10 protein-coding genes are annotated in these 17,260 nt (G+C 66.1%); 9 read left to right on the top strand and 1 reads right to left on the bottom strand.

What is annotated here, in order from left to right:
• Positions 1-2 precede the first annotated feature (2 nt).
• The 9 genes from bcsP (at position 3) to AWB75_RS07355 (ending at position 16,246) form a co-directional block, all read left to right on the top strand.
• Positions 3-788, top strand: a complete 786-nt coding sequence (bcsP, locus tag AWB75_RS07395; RefSeq protein WP_061123430.1) for a cellulose biosynthesis protein BcsP — start codon at positions 3-5, stop codon at positions 786-788.
• Positions 785-1,570, top strand: coding sequence for a cellulose biosynthesis protein BcsQ (gene bcsQ / locus AWB75_RS07390; RefSeq protein WP_061123429.1), 786 nt, complete (start codon positions 785-787; stop codon positions 1,568-1,570). The genes bcsP and bcsQ overlap by 4 nt, the downstream gene beginning before the upstream one ends.
• Entirely contained in the window at positions 1,567-3,783 is a 2,217-nt protein-coding gene (gene bcsA / locus AWB75_RS07385; protein ID WP_061123428.1) for a UDP-forming cellulose synthase catalytic subunit, read from the top strand. The genes bcsQ and bcsA overlap by 4 nt, the downstream gene beginning before the upstream one ends.
• Entirely contained in the window at positions 3,783-6,278 is a 2,496-nt protein-coding gene (gene bcsB / locus AWB75_RS07380; protein WP_096031685.1) for a cellulose biosynthesis cyclic di-GMP-binding regulatory protein BcsB, read from the top strand. Before bcsA ends, bcsB begins: the two co-directional genes overlap by 1 nt.
• Position 6,279: 1 nt before the next feature.
• Positions 6,280-7,440 (top strand): cellulose synthase complex periplasmic endoglucanase BcsZ, encoded by a 1,161-nt coding sequence (gene bcsZ / locus AWB75_RS07375; protein WP_061123427.1) that lies wholly within the window; start codon positions 6,280-6,282, stop codon positions 7,438-7,440.
• Complete coding sequence (locus AWB75_RS07370; RefSeq protein WP_061123426.1) at positions 7,434-11,936, top strand: cellulose biosynthesis protein BcsC; 4,503 nt, start codon at positions 7,434-7,436, stop codon at positions 11,934-11,936. The genes bcsZ and AWB75_RS07370 overlap by 7 nt, the downstream gene beginning before the upstream one ends.
• Positions 11,937-11,997: 61 nt before the next feature.
• The gene (locus tag AWB75_RS07365; RefSeq protein ID WP_061123585.1) at positions 11,998-12,951 is read left to right on the top strand and encodes a LysR family transcriptional regulator; all 954 of its coding nucleotides are present in this window, start codon (positions 11,998-12,000) and stop codon (positions 12,949-12,951) included.
• A gap of 329 nt (positions 12,952-13,280) precedes the next feature.
• On the top strand, positions 13,281-15,509 hold the full coding sequence (locus AWB75_RS07360) for a TonB-dependent receptor (RefSeq protein WP_061123425.1): 2,229 nt from the start codon (positions 13,281-13,283) through the stop codon (positions 15,507-15,509).
• 53 nt (positions 15,510-15,562) lie between these two features.
• Positions 15,563-16,246, top strand: a complete 684-nt coding sequence (locus AWB75_RS07355) for a Fe2+-dependent dioxygenase (RefSeq protein WP_061123424.1) — start codon at positions 15,563-15,565, stop codon at positions 16,244-16,246.
• 1 nt (position 16,247) lies between these two features.
• Here the strand turns inward: AWB75_RS07355 and AWB75_RS07350 are convergent, their stop codons facing one another.
• Positions 16,248-17,207 (bottom strand): LysR family transcriptional regulator, encoded by a 960-nt coding sequence (locus AWB75_RS07350; RefSeq protein WP_061123423.1) that lies wholly within the window; start codon positions 17,205-17,207, stop codon positions 16,248-16,250.
• Positions 17,208-17,260: the final 53 nt, after the last annotated feature.

Raw genomic sequence — 17,260 nt, 5'->3', positions numbered from 1 at the left:
CCATGAATACTTCGCGCGACATCGAGAAGCTGTTCGATCATTTCGGCGGCAATGCAGGCGATTACCAGGAAATCGGCCGGGAAAACGAGGCCAAGTCGGCCCGCACGCGCTGGCCGCTGCTTGCGACGCTCGACTTCGCGCAGCCCGCGATTCCGGAGATCGCGCCGCGCCGCGAGGTGCAACTGAACGCGGCACGCCCGCATTTGCACGAAGCGCCGGGCGAGCCGGCCAGCACGCAACAAACCCCGACGCCGATTCATCGCGGCAAGCAGCAGCTTTTCACGCGTCCGCATCGCCGCACGATTCCGCCCGTCAATCCGCCTGCCGCGGAATCGCTGAGCGCGTTGCGCTTTTCGGTGATGGGCGAATCGGCGTCGGAAGAAACCGGAACGATTCCGGCTTCGGCGACCGCGCCCGCGGCCAGCGTGCCGCCGGTTCACGCGCCGGTTGCGCCGGTTGCGAACGTGACCCACGCGAACAAGCCGGAAACCCCGCAAGCCGCCTCGACCTTCGGATCGAATTTCCTTGCCCGCCGCGCGCCCGTTCAAGTGCCGCCCGCAGCGCCCGCGCCACGCGCGCCGGAGCCAGCATCGGCGCCTGCCGCGCCGCAGTCGATCCTCGGCAAGCTCTTCAACCCGCAAGCACAGCACGCGACGAACGCGCCCGCGAATTCGCTCAACGCCATGTTCGAGCGTCTGCGCCACGCCGACCGCCCAGCCAACAAACCCACGAACACGCAGGCAAACGCAGACCACGCCGCGCGCGCGGGCCGCCTCCCACGCTCATGAAAGTCATCACGGTAGTTTCCGCGAAGGGCGGTGTCGGCAAGACGACGCTCGCCGCCAATCTCGCCTCGGTGCTCGCCGCGCGCAATCGCCGCGTGATCGTGCTCGATCTCGATCCGCAGAACGCGCTGCGCCTGCACTTCGGCATTCCGCTCGACAGCATCGACGGTATCTCACGCGCGACGCTCAGCCGCGATCCGTGGCAGACGGTCATGTTCGACGGCGTCGACGGCGTCACCGTGTTGCCCTACGGCGCCGTGACCGAGGACGATCGCCGCCGTTTCGAGGCGCTCGTCGACAGCGATCCCGCGTGGCTCGCGCATTCGCTCGAATCGCTCGCGCTCGACGCCAGCGACATCGTGATCGTCGACACGCCGCCGGGCTCGTCCGTCTACACGCGCACCGCGCTCACGGCGGCGAACTTCGCGCTGAACGTGGTGCTGGCCGACGCCGCGTCCTACGCCGCGATTCCCGGCATGGAGCGCATGATCGACGCCTACGCCGCGCCGCGTCAGAATTTCGCGGGTCAGGGTTATGTCGTGAATCAGGTCGATCAGTCGCGCCAGTTGAGCAAGGACGTGCTCAAGGTGCTGCGCAACATGCTCGGATCGAAGATGTTCCCGGGCGTGATCCATCAGGACGAAGGCGTTTCCGAATCGCTCGCCTGCGACACGACGCTCATTCACTACGATCCGCTTTCGCAAGCCGCCGCCGATCTGCGCGCGTGTGGCGAGTGGCTGCTTTCCGCCATCGACGCGATCGCCGTTTCGAGGAAGCTCGCATGAGTTCCGCCAAGATTCCGTCGCCGGAAACCGAGGTGAGCGTCGCGACTTCGCGGCTCGAACGTTTCGTCGATGCAGGCATCTGGGGCAGCCGGATCGTCGTGGTGCTGCTCACGATCTTCGCCCTGTTCGCGCTGTATTTCGTCGTCACGGTGCCGCTCGCGTTCGGCCAGCAGCTCGCGTTCGCGACGATCTGCTTCGTCTGCGCGCTCGGCTTTCGCCGTCTGCAAGGCCAGTACGCGACGCTCGTGATGATCATGCTGTCGGTGGCCGCGTCGGGCCGCTACATGTTCTGGCGTCTCACCGAAACGACGTATTGGGAACGCCCGCTCGACGCCGCGTGGGGCCTGTTGCTCGTCGCCGCCGAAGTCTATGCGGCCCTGGTGCTTCTGCTCGGCTACTTCCAGACCGCGTGGCCGCTCAAGCGCAAGCCGCTGCCGTTGCCCGTCGACCGCAGCCAGTGGCCGACCGTCGACGTTTTCATCCCGACATACAACGAGCCGCTTTCGGTCGTGAAGCCGACAATCTACGCCGCGCTCGCGCTCGACTATCCCGCCGACAAACTCGCGATCCACGTCCTCGACGATGGCCGCCGCCCCGAGTTCAAGACCTTCTGCGAGGAAGTGGGCGTCAACTGGACCATCCGGACGCACAACCGACACGCGAAGGCGGGCAACATCAACGAGGCGCTCAAGATCACGAAGGGCGAATTCCTCGCGATCTTCGACTGCGACCACATTCCGACGCGCTCCTTCCTGCAGATCTGCCTCGGCTGGTTCCTGCGCGACAAGCTGCTGTCGATGCTGCAGACGCCGCACCACTTCTTCTCGCCCGATCCGTTCGAGCGCAATCTCGGCACGTTCCGCAAGGTGCCGAACGAAGGCGAGCTGTTCTACGGCCTCGTGCAGGACGGCAACGATCTCTGGAACGCGACGTTCTTCTGCGGCTCGTGCGCCGTGCTGCGCCGCTCGATGGTGGAAGAGATCGGCGGCATCGCGGTCGAAACCGTGACCGAAGACGCGCATACCGCGCTCAAGCTGCATCGGCTCGGCTATACGACTGCGTATCTCGCGATTCCGCAGGCCGCGGGGCTGGCGACAGAGAGTCTTTCGGGGCATATCGGGCAGCGCATCCGCTGGGCGCGCGGCATGACGCAGATTTTCCGCATCGACAATCCGCTCACCGGCAAGGGCCTCAAGATCGGCCAGCGGCTGTGCTATCTGAACGGCATGCTGCACTTCTTTTATGGCGTGCCGCGTCTCGTGTTTCTGACCGCGCCCTTGTCGTATCTCTTCTTCGGCGCGCACGTGATCGAAGCGGCGGCGAGCACCATCGCGATCTTCGCGCTGCCGCACATGATGCACGCGAGCGTCACCAATTCGCGCATGCAGCGCAGCTTCCGCCATTCGTTCTGGGCCGAAGTGTATGAATCGGTGCTCGCGTCGTACATCACCGCGCCGACGCTGCTCGCCGTCATCAATCCGAAGCTCGGCAAGTTCAACGTGACGGCCAAGGGCGGACAGATCGCGAAGGACTACTTCGACTGGTCTATCTCGCGGCCTTATCTGTTCCTGTTGCTGCTGAATCTGCTCGGCTTTGTCGCGGGCATCGTGCATATCGTCATGTACTGGCATGTTCGCAGCGAAGTGAACACGACCATCCTGAATCTCTGCTGGACGGTCTACAACATGCTGATTCTGGGCGCGTCGGTGGCGGCGGCGAGCGAGCGGCGTCAGGTGCGCGCGACGCATCGCGTGACCATGAAGATGCCCGTGATGCTCAAGTTCTCGACCGGCCGCACACTCGCGTGCGAAACGATCGACTACTCGGAAGGCGGCGTGGGCGTCGCGCTGCCGAACAAGATCGAAGTGCCGATGCACGAGCGCGTCACCGTATCGCTCTTTCGCGGCGACGAGGAGTACGCATTCCCCGCGACCGTCGGTTATACGGAACCAGGGCGCGTCGGGCTGCGTTTCTCGACGCTCACGCGCGAGCAGGAATACGACTTCGTGAAAACCACTTTCGCGCGCGCGGACGCCTGGACCGGCTGGTCCGAGGGACGCCGCCCGGATACGCCGTTGCGCGGCCTGTCGCATGTGCTGCTGGTCGGCACGCGCGGCATCGCCGGTTTGTTCGAGCATTTGTACAGCGACCTTCGTACCTGGATGAACAAGCGCCCAGTCGATGTGAAGAAGCTGAAAACCAAAGACCAATAATGGGCATGGGTATGTCGAAGTTGCGCGTTGAAAACGAAACGGGCGAGCGCGCGCCGCGTTTTTGCGAAAGACCTTTTGCGCGTGCGCTGGCCGTCTTCGTGGCCTTGCAGACCGCACTCGCGGCGCCGTTCGCTTCCGTCGCGGCAGCCGCCACGGCCGAAGCCAATGCGGCAGCGGGCGGCGCGCAGCAGGCCACCGGCGTCGGCACCGTGCCCGCGCCGGGTCCGGCCGTCGTGTACAACGCGGCGACCATCGGCCAGCCGGCGCTCGCGATGCCGGTGCCCGCGTTTTCCGGCAAGCCCGACAAGCCCCTCACGTCGCGCATTCCGACCACCGCCGACCCCGGCACGCTGGTGCCGGGCGGCCGCCGTCAGACGCTGACCTTCGCCGATTACGGCGCGCTCGATCCGCTGCAACTGCGCGGCACCGACGGCCAGAACGGCATCGCGTTCTCGGTGCGCGGCGACGAAGTCGTGACCGGCGCGATCCTGCATCTGATCTACAGCTATTCGCCGTCGCTGCTGCCGTCGATCTCGCAATTGAAGGTGCTCATCAACGGCGAAGTGGCGGCGACGCTGCCCGTGCCGCGCGATCAGGCCGGCATGCTGGTCGCGCGCGATGTCGCGATCGATCCGCGCTTCATCACCGAATTCAATCACCTCAACGTGCAGCTGATCGGGCATTACACGCAGCAATGCGAAGACCCGTCGAACTCCACGTTGTGGGCGACCGTCAGCAACGCGAGCTCGCTCGATCTCACGTATGCATCGATTGCGAACAAGCCGGATCTCGCCGCGCTGCCGCAGCCGTTCTTCGACCGCCGCGACGTGCGCCGCCTCGAACTGCCCTTCGTGTTCGCGGGCAAGCCGAGTCTGCCCACGCTCGAAGCGGCCGGCACGGTGGCGTCGTATTTCGGCTCGCTCGCGGGCTATCGCGGTGCGGTCTTTCCGGCGCAGACCGACAACGTGCCGCTCTCGGGCAATGCAGTCGTGTTCGCCATCGGCGATTCCAAGGTCGCGGGCGTCGACATTCCACCGGTTTCCGGGCCGACGATCGCCGTCGTCGAACGCGATGCCAACGCGCGCGGACGCATCCTGCTCGTGCTCGGCCGCGACGACAACGAGTTGAAGATCGCCGCGAAGGCGCTCGGCGTCGGCCAGAACACGCTGTCCGGCACGAGCGCGACGATCACGCAGTTCAACGACCTGCAGCCGCGCCGCCCCTACGACGCGCCGAACTGGTTGCCGACCGACCGCCCCGTGCGCTTCGGCGAACTGGCGGAAGCGCGCGATCTGAGCGCCCACGGCTACGATGCCGACGCCGTTCGCGTGAACCTGCGCGTGCCGCCCGATCTCTTCATGTGGCAGACGAAGGGCGTGCCGGTCGACCTCGGCTATCGCTACACCGTGCGCCCCGCGCCGGATCGTTCGTCGCTCAATATCAGCGTGAACGACGGCTTCGTGCAGTCGCTGCGGATTCCGGCCGTGTCGACATCGACGTTCGATCTCGGCCACTATTTCAGCCGCGTGCTGCCGGACAAGACCGTCGCCGCGCGACGCGAGATTTACCTGCCGCCGCTGCTCATCACGCCGCGCGCACAACTGCGCCTGCACTTCTACTACGACATCCCGAAGACCGGCGAATGCCAGGGGCGCGTGCTGGATAACGTCGTCGGCGCGATCGATCCGAATTCGACCATTGATCTCTCCGGTTTTCCGCATTACATGGCGCTGCCCGATCTGGCCGCGTTCGCCAACGGCGGCTTCCCGTTCACGCGCATGGCCGATCTCTCGCAGACGGCGGTCGTGCTGCCGAACGAGCCGAACCCGGCCGACTACAGCCTGTATCTGCTGGAAATGGGCCGCATGGGCGCATCGACGGGTTATCCCGTGACGGGCGTCACGGTGACGAGCGCGAACGATGTCGATCGCTTCGCCGACAAGGATCTGCTGATTCTCGGCTCGCCCGGACGCCAGCCGCTCCTGCAGCGCTGGGCGAAGAGCATGCCCTTCTCCGGCGATGGCGACGCGCGCACCTTCCAGCTTTCCGATGTCGCGTTCAAGGTCGTCGACTGGTGGCACGGCGAGCAAGGCCCGGAACGCTCGCCGGCGCGCGCGGATCTGTCGCTCGTGAGCTCCAACGGCGATGCGCTCCTGACCGGCTTCGAGTCGCCGCTGAAGGGCGGACGCAGCGCGGTCGCGCTCATCAGCGCGGCGGGCCAGTCGGACGCCGATCTTTCCGCCGCGCTGCTCGACAACGACCTGCTGCCGTCGATTCAAGGCGCGATGGCCGTGATTCACGGCCGCACCGTGACGGTCACGTCGAACGGCGACGCGTATTACGTCGGCCATCTGTCGCCGATGCATTACATGCGCTGGGCGCTGTCGTCGCATCCCATTTTGCTGGTGATCGCGGGCGTGCTCGCCGCGCTCATCGTCGCCGCCCTGTTCTACCGTACGCTGCGCGCGATCGCCGCACGGCGCCTGAGGGATTGATATGCGGGTTCAGACCGCCAAACTTTTCGCGGGAGCCATCATCGCGGCTGCGGCCGTTGGCGCCCGCGCCGCGCCGCAGTGCGACTGGCCCGCGTACCGCGTCTTCGTCGAGCGTGTCGTGCAGGCCGATGGCCGCGTGATCGACCGTTCGACCGACGCGCAGCAAACCACGTCCGAAGGGCAGTCCTACGCCATGTTCTTCGCGCTCGTCGCGAACGACCGCGCCACGTTCGACCGGCTCTTCAACTGGACGCGCAGCAATCTGTCGGCCAATCAGCTCGATGCGAACAACGTGCGCCTGCCCGCGTGGCAATGGGGCAAAAAACCGGACGGCTCGTTCGGCGTGATGGACCCGAATTCGGCATCGGACTCGGATCTGTGGATCGCTTACGACCTCTTCCAGGCCGGGCGTCTCTGGAAGGAGCCGATGTACACCAAGCTGGCCTACGCGCTCGCGACGCAGATCGCGAAGCAGGAAATCGTCGATCTGCCGGGCCTCGGTCCGATGCTCCTGCCCGGTCCGCAAGGTTTTCGCACCCGCGACGTCACGCGCCTGAATCCGAGCTATCTGCCGTTGCCGCTTCTGCGCGGCCTCGCGCACGAAATGCCCGACGGCCCGTGGACGAAGCTCGCGCAGAGCGCCGCGAAGATGATCAAGGTGACGTCGCCGCGCGGCTATGCGCCCGACTGGGCGGCTTATCAGTCGAACCAGACGAGCGGAAACGGCCAGTTCGTCGTCGATCCGAAGAACGGCGATATCGGCAGCTACGACGCGATCCGCGTCTATCTGTGGGCCGGCATGACGTCGGGCAGCGATCCGCTCGCGCGGCCGTGGCTGGATGCGCTGTCCGGCATGCGCCAGAGCGTCGCGCAGACGGGATTTCCGCCGGAGAAAGTCAACGTGACGACGGGCGCGGCGAGCGGCGAAGGCCCGCTTTCCTACTGGGGCGCGCTCGCGCCGTACTTCAAGGCGTTGAACGACGAACACGGTCTGGGCCTCGCGCGCACGCATCTCGAAGCGCTCACCGCGCCGCCGGGCGCGGGACGCGAGCCGGTCTACTACGACCGCGTGCTCGGTCTTTTCGGCGGCGGTTTCATCGACGGGAAATATCGCTTCGATGACAACGGCCTGCTCGTGCCGAACTGGAGACGCGCATGCTGATCCGGACCAGGAAGCGCGTGATCGCGGCGATGCTCACCGCCGCGCCCGCATTCGCCTTCGCGCAAGCCGCCACCGATCCGCTCACCGTGCTCATCGATCAGGGCAAGTACTGGCAGTCGCACAAGCGCGGCGACCTCGCGGAGCAGGCGTGGCAGAAAGTGCTGCGCATCAATCCGAAGCAGCCCGATGCGCTCTTCGGCATGGGCATGGTGCTCGCCGACCGCAAGGACGGCAGCGGCGCGCAGCAGTATCTCGCGCAGTTGCGTCAGGTCGCACCGAACTATCCGAATATCGACGAACTCGGCCGGCGTCTCGGCGAAACCAGCTCGCGCGATCAGACCGTGAACGACGCGCGCCGTCTCGCGCAAAGCGGACAGAGCGCGTCGGCGGTGCAGGAATACAAACGCGCGATCGAAGGCAAGCCCGCGACGCCGCAACTGCAACTGGAGTATTACCAGGCGCTCGCCGCGACGCCGCAAGGCTGGGACGAAGCGCGCCGCGGGCTCGAACAGCTCGCGCGCCAGTATCCCGACGATCCGCGCTATCAGCTCGCCTACGCGCAACATCTGACGTATCGCGACACGACGCGGCGCGACGGCATCGCGCGGCTCGCGAAGCTGGCGAACGACAGTTCCGTCGGCGCGGACGCGAAGAAGAGCTGGCGTCAGGCGCTCTTGTGGCTCGGCGCGCGCGCATCGGATGCGCCGCTTTATCAGGCCTATTTGCAAGTCGCGCCCGATGACGCCGCCGTGAAGGCGCGCTTCGATTCGATGGTGCAGCAGGACAAGACCGCCCGCGAACGTTCGCAGGCCGACGCCGCCGTCGATGCGCGCGGGCGCGTCGTCGCGGAAGGCTTCACGGCGCTCGATCGCGGCGATCTCGTGACGGCGCGGGCGAAGTTTTCGACGGTGCTCGCGGGCGATCCGAACGACGCCGACGCGCTCGGCGGCATGGGCGTCGCCGCGCTGAAGCAGGAGCGTTTCCCGGAAGCGCGCACGTATCTCGAACGCGCATCGCGGGCCGGCAATCCGGCGCGCTGGAAAGACGCGCTCACGAGCGCGACCTACTGGACCTACACCAGCGATGCGATCGGCGCGCGCAGCAACGGCCAGATCGCGCAGGCGAAGGCGCTGTTCGAGCGCGCGATCGCGACCAACCCGTCCGATGTCACCGCGCAAGTGCTGCTCGGCGAGATGCTGCTCGCCAATGGCGATCCGCGCGGCGCTGAAGCGGCGTACCGCATGGCGCTGCGCCGTCAGGCCGACAATCCCGATGCGATCCGCGGGCTCGTCGGCGCGCTCGCCGCACAGGGACGCGGCGACGAGGCGCTCGAATTCGCCAACCGCCTGAATACGGAACAACAGGCGAAAGCCGGCGGCATCAACAAGCTGCGCGGTGAAGCGCAGGCGGCTCAGGCGCGCGCCGCCGAAGCGCGCGGCGATCTGGGCGCGGCGCGCAGTCTCTTCGAAGACGCGCTGCTCAATAATCCCGACGATCCGTGGCTGCGTCTCGATCTCGCGCGCATCTACGTGCGTCAGGGCGCGGTCGGCAATGCGCGCAGCATGATGGACGGCCTCGTCGCCACGCATCCCGACATGACCGACGCGCTCTACGCGAGCGCGCTGCTTTCCGCCGAAACGCAGGACTGGTCCGCCGGCCTCGCGCAACTCGACCGGATTCCGGCCGCGCAGCGCACGAGCGCGATGACCGCGTTGCAGCATCGCCTCTGGGTGCAGCAGCAGGCCGAGTTCGCGACGCGCGCCGCCGCCGCGGGCCAGCGCCAGCAGGCGGTCGCGATCCTGCGCCGCGCCGAGCCGGTCGCCGCGGGCAATGCGGAACTGACGGGCGCGATCGCATCGGCGTATGTGAAGGCGGGCGATCCGGCGCGGGCGTTGTCGCTCGTGCGCGGCGCGATCGCCAATGCACCGAACGACACCGGTTTGCTGCTCCAATACGCGGGCATTCTGTCGGCGACGCAGCAGGACGCCGAGCTCGGCTCCGTCATGCGCCGCCTCCAGTCGATGCCGCTCACGACGCAGCAACGCGCCGACTTCAACAATCTGAATGTGGGCATCGTCGTCGCGCGTGCCGATGCGGTGCGCAGAACGGGCGATCTCGCCGCGGCCTACGACGTGATCGCGCCGTGGCTCGCCGCCATGCCCGACAACGCCGATCTGCAGGCGGCGCTCGGCCGCATGTACACGTCGGCGGGCGATGACCGCAGCGCGCTCACGTGTTATCGAAATGCGCTGTCGCGCCGTCCCGACGACGTCGGCCTGCAGACGGCCGCGATGTCGGCCGCGAGCGGCGCGCGCGATTTCAGGCTCGCCGAGTCCTACGCGAACGAGGCGTATCGCGCCGCGCCGAACGATCCGGGCGTGCTCGCCGCGATCGGCCGGATGTATCGCGCGCAAGGCAAGCTCGATCTCGCGGCGCAGTTCCTGCAACGCTCGCTCGTCGCCGCCAATACGCCGGTGCAGGCCGCCGCGCCGGGTCAGACGCGCGGCAACGTCCCGCCGGGCTGGGAAACCGCGATGAGCCGTATCGGCTCGAATCCGCTGCCCGGCACCAATCCGTTCGAAGGCAAGACGGCCGTCGATACGGCGTCGAATCCGGCGCTCGCTTCCGGCGCGTCTTATCGTCAGGCCCTTCCCCAAAGTTATTCGCAGCCCGTGCCGACCTATCTGCCGCCTCCTCAGCCCGCGCCTTATAGCGTGCCTTATAACGCTCCCGCGCCGCAGCCTGCGCCACGTCCGGCCGCGAGCGGCGGATATGGACCGGACACGTATGGATCGGGGCAATCGGGCGCGCCGCTGCAGCCGTATCCGGGACAGGATGCGGGCGCGCCGGGTGCTTATCCGGCGCAGGGATATCAGCCTTATCCGCAGCAGCAGCCTTATCCGCAGCAGCAGCCCTACGCGGCGCAAGATCCGTATGCAGCGCCGTGGCCGATGTCGCCCGGCGCGCGCGATGCGCAATCGAATGCCTACGCGCCGCCGCCCGCCAGCACGAAGAAGCAGGGATCGTCGCGCAAGGCTACGGCCGCTCGTCCGGCCGATCCCTACGCGTACGGCGCGCCCCCGCAGCAGTACGCGCAAGCGCCGTATGGCCAGCAGCCTTATTACCCGCAGCCGCAACAATACGCGCCGCCGCAATACGCGCAGCAGCCGTACATCCCGCAGCCGCCCGCGGGCTATGCGCAGCCGTATTACCCGTCGCAGGCGCAGCCCTCGCAGCGCGCCGCCAGCGCCGCAACGATGAGCGCGGGCGGCGTTCCCGTGCCGGTCGCGAATTCGCAGACGGCGGGCGTCGCGGAGGAACTCGCGCAGATCAATCGAGAGCAGGCGAGCACGATCTCCGGCGGCCTCTTCTTCCGCAGTCGCGATGGCGAGAACGGCCTCTCGAATCTCACCGATATCGAAGCGCCCGTCGAAGGACGCATCAAGGCGGGCAACGGCCACGTGATCGTGCGCGCGACGCCCGTGACGCTCGATGCCGGCACGGCGGCCGGCACCCAGAACACGCTCGCGCGCTTCGGCTCCGGGCTGGGCGCGGTCGCCAACCCGCCGACCAACAACTACGGCTCGCAGACGGCGACGGGCGTCGGCCTCGCGGTCGGCTACGAGAATCGCAACTTCAAGGGCGATATCGGCACGACGCCGCTCGGCTTTCGCGAAACCAATGTGGTCGGCGGGTTGCAGTATCAGAACGCGATCACCGACAAGGTGTCGTATTCGCTCGCGATTGCGCGCCGCGCCGTCACCGACAGCCTGCTGTCCTACGCCGGCACGCGCGATGCGGGCGCGAGCCTCGAATGGGGCGGCGTCACATCGACGGGCGCGCGCGCCGACTTCGCCTGGGACGACAGCACGAGCGGTGTCTATGTGAACGCGGCGTACCAGTTCCTCGACGGCAAGCATGTCGCGACCAACAACGCTGTGAAGGGCGGCGGCGGCATCTATACGCGCATCATCAAGGATGCGGACCAGACGCTCACGATCGGCGCGAACACCACGCTGATGCACTACGACAAGAACCTCTCCTACTTCACCTACGGACAAGGCGGCTATTTCAGCCCGCAGCAGTACGTGATCCTGAACTTCCCGGTCGAGTACACGGGACGCTCGGGGCTCTTCACGTACGACCTGAAGGGCTCGATCGGCGTGCAGCACTACCGGCAGGACGAGTCGAACTACTTCCCGACGAACTCGACGTATCAGGCGCGCGCCGCCTCCTCCGGCGCCGCGCCGGACGCGGGCGCGGTCTATCCCGGCCAAAGCAAGACGGGCGTGTCTTACTCGCTCAGCGCGACCGGCGAATACCAGCTCGCGCCGCAGCTCGCGTTCGGCGCGACGGCATCGTTCGGCAACGCGTATCAGTATCGCGAATGGCTCGCCGCCGTGTACGTGCGCTACAGCTTCACGCGTCAGGCTGGCGCGCAGCCTGTGTTCCCGCCGCAAGCGTTCAGCTCGCCGTATCTGTCGCTGTCGAACTGATGCTTCCGCGCGCGCGTTTCGCTTGCGGCGAGGCGTGCGCGCGCGCACGATCAGCCGCATGATGAAAACGCCAGGCGCGCTCCTCGCGAACAACGATCAGTTCCTGCGCGACCTGCAGCTCTTCTGCATCGTCGCGCGGCGTTCCAGCTTCATCGCCGCCGCGACCGAGACCGGCATTTCGCCGGCGCATGTGAGCAAGCGCATCGCGATGCTGGAAACGGCGCTCGGCGTGAAGCTCTTCATGCGCACGACGCGCCGCGTCTCGATCACGAGCGATGGCGAAGCGGCCTTCCAGTGGGCGCAAAAGATTCTCGACGACGTGCAAGGCATGGCCGACGCCTTCGCCGGACTCGACGATCCGCGCGGCGTCCTGCGCATCGGCACGAGTCTGCGGCTCGGGCGCGAGCACGTATCGCCCGCTCTCGTGCTGTTGCGGCGGCGTCATCCGGGGCTCGAGATCTGGCTGGAGCTGCTCGACCGGCGCGTCGATCTCGTCGGCGAGAACTTCGATATCGACATACGTGTGGGTGAAGTGCAGGAGCCGCATCTGATCGCTCACAAGATCGTCGAGAGTTTCCGCGTGCTCGCCGCCGCGCCCGCGTATCTCGAACGGCGCGGCGCGCCGAAGACGCTCGCCGAGCTTGCGCAGCACGATTGCCTGCCCTTTCGCGGACGCGATCAGCGCTTCGGCGTCTGGCGTCTCGCCGGCCCGAACGGCGAGGAAAGCGTGAAAGTGACGGGACCGGTCGCGTCGAACCACAGCGACATCGTGCGCCAATGGGCCGAGCAAGGCTTCGGCATCGTGATGGGCTCCATCTGGGACGTCGCCTCCAGCCTGCAGAACGGCACGCTCGTGCCCGTGCTGCCCGCGTACCGGCAGCGCGCGGACGTGTGGGCGGTGACGTCGGCGCGCGCGTCGCATTCCGCGAAAATCCGCGTGTGCATCGACTTCCTCACAGAGCAATTGACGAGCGGACCGTACGCGCTCGTGACGTCCGGCATCGCGGGAATCTGAAAACCCCCGGCGCGGAAGCGCGGGTTTTCATCCGCCACTTTTTGTCCGCAATTCCCCGCATCGAGGCGCTGCTGACTAGCGCGTCAGCCGGAACCTCTTGTCGCAAAAGGCCGAGCGGCCGGTCTCACTGCGCCGCGTCGGTATCGCTACAAATCTTACGTTGCGTCCACGTCACGGAGCCCGGCAAAAAGACCCGACTTTTCTGACGTTTATTTCCAAATATTTGTTGCAACATGTAATGATACTGATTCGCATTTAAACCAATCGCAGCGACAGGCTCACCCAAATCTGCCGATTCGGATTTCACTAAACAAGTATCGGGAAACGACATGTTGAGGAAGAAGCCGCTCGCCGCGGCATTGATGACGATTGCCGCGGTTCCCGTGGCCACGCCGCTCTACGCGCAGACCGCACCTCAAGCCGCACAAGCCGCGCAGCAAGCCGCACAGACCGCTCCCGCCGACGGCGCCACCGCACCCGAAGCCGCCGCCCTGCCCGCCGTCAAGGTGACAGGCCAGGCCGACGCGCCCGATTTCCAGGCGGACGTTTCGAGCGTCGGCGCGAAGGTGCCGACCGCACTGCGCGACATTCCGCAGGCAGTCGTCGTGGTGCCCAAGGCGGTGCTGCAATCGCAGGCGGTGAGCTCGTTCTCCGATGCGCTGCGCAACGTGCCGGGCGTCACGCTCGGCGCGGCGGAAGGCGGCCAGATCGGCAACAACATCAACCTGCGCGGCTTCTCGGCACGCACGGACATCTATCTCGACGGCTTCCGCGATCGCGGCCAGTACTACCGCGATACGTTCAACCTCGAATCGATCGACGTGCTGTATGGCCCTTCGTCGCTGTATTTCGGGCGCGGCTCGACGGGCGGCGTCATCAATCAGGTCAGCAAGCAGCCGAACATGAAGCCGCGCGCCGATGTCTCGCTGCAGGCGGGCACGCACGACCGCTATCGCACGACGGTCGACATCAACCAGCCGCTGACGGATACCGCCGCGTTCCGCGTCAATGCGTTCGGCCAGTCGCTCGGCTCGACGCGCGACGAGATGCACAACAAGGATTTCGGCGTCGCGCCCGAAGTGAAGTTCGGCATCGGCACGCCGACGCAGGTGACGCTGTCCGCGCTGATCCAGCACAACCGCGATCAGCCCGACTACGGCATTCCGCCCTTGAACGGCCACCCCGCGCCCGTCGATACGAAAACCTTCTACGGCTTCACCGACGACCGCACGATCCAGGACGTGCAGACGGTGAATGCGCGCATCGAGCATCGCTTCAACGATATGTTCACGCTGCGCAATCAGACGCAATTCAGTCACTACAGCACGGACGCGCGTGCGACCAACGCCGCGGCGGTGCTGACCGGCCCGCTTGGCACGTCGACCGCGCTCACCAACGGCAATTACACGACGCTGCCGCTCACGTCGCTCTTCGTGCGGCTGCAAGGCAAGGACCGCACCATCAACGATCACTCGGTCTACAACACGACCGATCTGCAGGGCAAGTTCGCGACCGGTTTCCTGAAGCACGACGTGCTCGCGGGCGTCGATCTGAGTCACGAAACGTATAGCAACCAGACCTTCACCGCGACGACGCCGGGCCTGCCGTCGAACACGCTCGCGATCGTGCCGCTCGTCAATCCGCCGTACGTGCCGCGTCCGTCGAACTATCAGGAAGTCGCGACCAATCTCGCGGAATCGAGCGCGAACGACGTCGGCCTGTATCTGAACGACACGATCTCGATCGGCGAGCACTGGAAGTGGATCGGCGGCGTGCGCTGGGACCGCTACGAGGCGGCGATCAACAACTCGATCAACGCGCCGGGCTACGCGACGCAGACCAACTTCTTCACGAGCGTGCGCACCGGCATCGTGTGGCAGCCGGCCGACTGGCAGTCGTACTACGTGTCGTACGGCACGTCGTTCGATCCGTCGCTCGAAGCGCTCACGCTCACGAACGGCCAGCAGAACCTGCCGCCCGAGCACAACAAGTCGTATGAGATCGGCTCGAAGTGGGATCTGCTGAACGGCGGGCTGTCGGTCACGCAATCGCTTTTCAGCATCGAAAAGACCAATGCGCGCACGCTGGCCTCGGACGGCACCTACTCGCTCGACGGCGATATCCGCGTGCGCGGCTATCAGCTCGGCATCGCGGGCCACATCACGAAGCAGTGGCAGATGTTCGGCGGCTACACGTACATGGACGGCACTATCCTGAAGGCCTTCGACGGCACGCAGGGCAACGTGCCCGCCAACACGCCGAAGCACATGCTCACGCTATGGACGACCTACGACTTCACGCCTCAATGGCAGATCGGCGGCGGGCCGTCGTATGTGTCGTCACGCTATGCGGCGAACAACAATCTGGTGGAAGTGGGCGGCTACGTGCGCTGGGACGTGATGGCCGCGTATCATCAGAAAAGCTACGATATCCAGTTCAACGTGCTGAACATGACGGACAAGAAGTACTACGACGCGCTGATTCCGTCGGACGGCGGGCGCGCGGTGCCGGGCCTCGGCCGCACGTTCCTCGCGACGTTGAATTACCGCTTCCGTTGATATGAGCGCACGCGTGCCCTGAAGTGCGGCGCGCGTGAGCCGAGCTGATAAAAATGATCCTCTCGATACCGAACGTGCTCTCCCCCGAAGACGCCGCCGCGATGCGCGCGCGTCTCGAAGCAAGCGAATCATGGGTCGATGGCCGGGCGACCGCCGGCTATCAGGGCGCGCCGGTCAAGCGCAACATGCAGATCGCGGAAGGCTCGCCGATCGCGCTCGAAATGGGCGATGCGATCGTCGGCGCGCTGGAGCGTCATCCGCTTTTCATCAGCGCGGTGTTGCCCAATCGCGTGTATCCGCCGTTATTCAATCGTTATGAGGGCGGCATGCATTTCGGCAGTCATGTCGATGGCGCGATTCGCATCGTGCCCGGTCATGGCGCGCGCGTGCGCACGGATGTATCGGTCACGCTGTTTCTCACGCCGCCCGAAGACTACGACGGCGGCGAGCTCATCATCGAAGATACGTACGGCGTGCAGGAAGTGAAGCTGCCCGCGGGACATGCAATCGTGTACCCGGCGACGAGCCTGCATCAGGTGCGGCCCGTCACGCGTGGCGCGCGCGTGTCGAGCTTTTTCTGGGCGCAAAGCCTCGTGCGCGACGACGCGCAACGGGCGCTGCTCTTCGATCTCGACAACTCGATCCAGCGCCTCAACGTCACCAACGGCGACGAAGCCGCGAAGCGCTCGCTCGTCGGCTGCTATCACAACCTGCTGCGCATGTGGAGCGATACGTGATTCACGCGGCGGGCCGCACGTTCGCGCGCTTCGCGTCCACTTCGGCAAGCAAGGCTTCATCGCGTGCGATCACGTCCGGCAGATGCGCGCGCAGAAAGTCCACCCACGTGCGCGTTTTCGCATCGACGAACTTGCGCGACGGGTAGAGCGCGTAGAGATGCGTGCGCTGCAAGGTATGGCGCGGCAGCACGCGCACGAGCGAGCCGTTGCGCAAGCCCTCGATCGCCGCATAGAGCGGCAACATGCCGATGCCCATGCCTTCGCGAATCGCCACGACGAGCGATTCCGCGATGTTCACCTGCACCGGTCCGCTGATCTGCAAGGTCTCGCGCCCGTCGGGGCCTTCGAGCGTCCATTCGCGCGCGGGAAACGCGGGCGTCTGCAAAGTGAGGCAATCGTGCTGCGCGAGATCGGCGGGCACATCGGGCGCGCCTCGCGAACGGATATATTCCGGCGACGCGCACAAAATGCTGAACGTCGTGCCGAGCTCGTGCGAGATCACTTCCGAATCCGACAACGCGCTCGCCGACACCACCGCGACATCGCTGCTGCCTTCGAAGAGATCGGGCATGCGTTGCGACAGCGTCAGTTCGACTTTCACGTCGGGATGCGACGCGCGATATCGTGCGATGGCCGGCAGGATGTAATGCTGACCCACGCTCGCGAAGCTGAACATGCGCAGCGTGCCCGACGGATGCTCGTGCGCACAGCTCGCTTCTTCTTCCGCGCCGTCGATATCGGCGAGAATCTGCCGCGCGCGCTTCAGATAGCGCTCGCCCGCCGATGTCAACGCGAGACGCCGCGTCGAGCGATTCATTAGGCGCGTGCGCAAATGGGCTTCGAGTTCGGAGACGGCGCGCGACATCGCGCCAGTCGTCGAGTTCATCGACTGAGCCGCAGCCGTGAAGCTGCCGGCTTCGATCACGCGGGTAAAGACCCGCATGTTCTGTAGGGTATCCATCGAACCGTCATATTGCCTGGAAAGCGTTATTGTCCGCTTTTCGAGGCGGCCGA

Source organism: Caballeronia catudaia (assembly GCF_001544755.2).
Classification (GTDB): domain Bacteria; phylum Pseudomonadota; class Gammaproteobacteria; order Burkholderiales; family Burkholderiaceae; genus Caballeronia; species Caballeronia catudaia.
This window is presented reverse-complemented; position numbering and strand designations above follow the sequence as displayed.

What these genes read in the sequence shown, in the direction of transcription:
- AWB75_RS07360 (WP_061123425.1), top strand. Translation starts at nt 13,281, where the DNA reads ATGTTGAGGAAGAAGCCGCTCGCCGCGGCATTGATGACGATTGCCGCG.
- bcsB (WP_096031685.1), top strand. Translation starts at nt 3,783, where the DNA reads ATGGGCATGGGTATGTCGAAGTTGCGCGTTGAAAACGAAACGGGCGAG.
- bcsQ (WP_061123429.1), top strand. Translation starts at nt 785, where the DNA reads ATGAAAGTCATCACGGTAGTTTCCGCGAAGGGCGGTGTCGGCAAGACG.
- AWB75_RS07350 (WP_061123423.1), bottom strand. Translation starts at nt 17,207, where the DNA reads ATGGATACCCTACAGAACATGCGGGTCTTTACCCGCGTGATCGAAGCC.
- AWB75_RS07370 (WP_061123426.1), top strand. Translation starts at nt 7,434, where the DNA reads ATGCTGATCCGGACCAGGAAGCGCGTGATCGCGGCGATGCTCACCGCC.
- AWB75_RS07355 (WP_061123424.1), top strand. Translation starts at nt 15,563, where the DNA reads ATGATCCTCTCGATACCGAACGTGCTCTCCCCCGAAGACGCCGCCGCG.
- bcsA (WP_061123428.1), top strand. Translation starts at nt 1,567, where the DNA reads ATGAGTTCCGCCAAGATTCCGTCGCCGGAAACCGAGGTGAGCGTCGCG.
- AWB75_RS07365 (WP_061123585.1), top strand. Translation starts at nt 11,998, where the DNA reads ATGAAAACGCCAGGCGCGCTCCTCGCGAACAACGATCAGTTCCTGCGC.
- bcsZ (WP_061123427.1), top strand. Translation starts at nt 6,280, where the DNA reads ATGCGGGTTCAGACCGCCAAACTTTTCGCGGGAGCCATCATCGCGGCT.
- bcsP (WP_061123430.1), top strand. Translation starts at nt 3, where the DNA reads ATGAATACTTCGCGCGACATCGAGAAGCTGTTCGATCATTTCGGCGGC.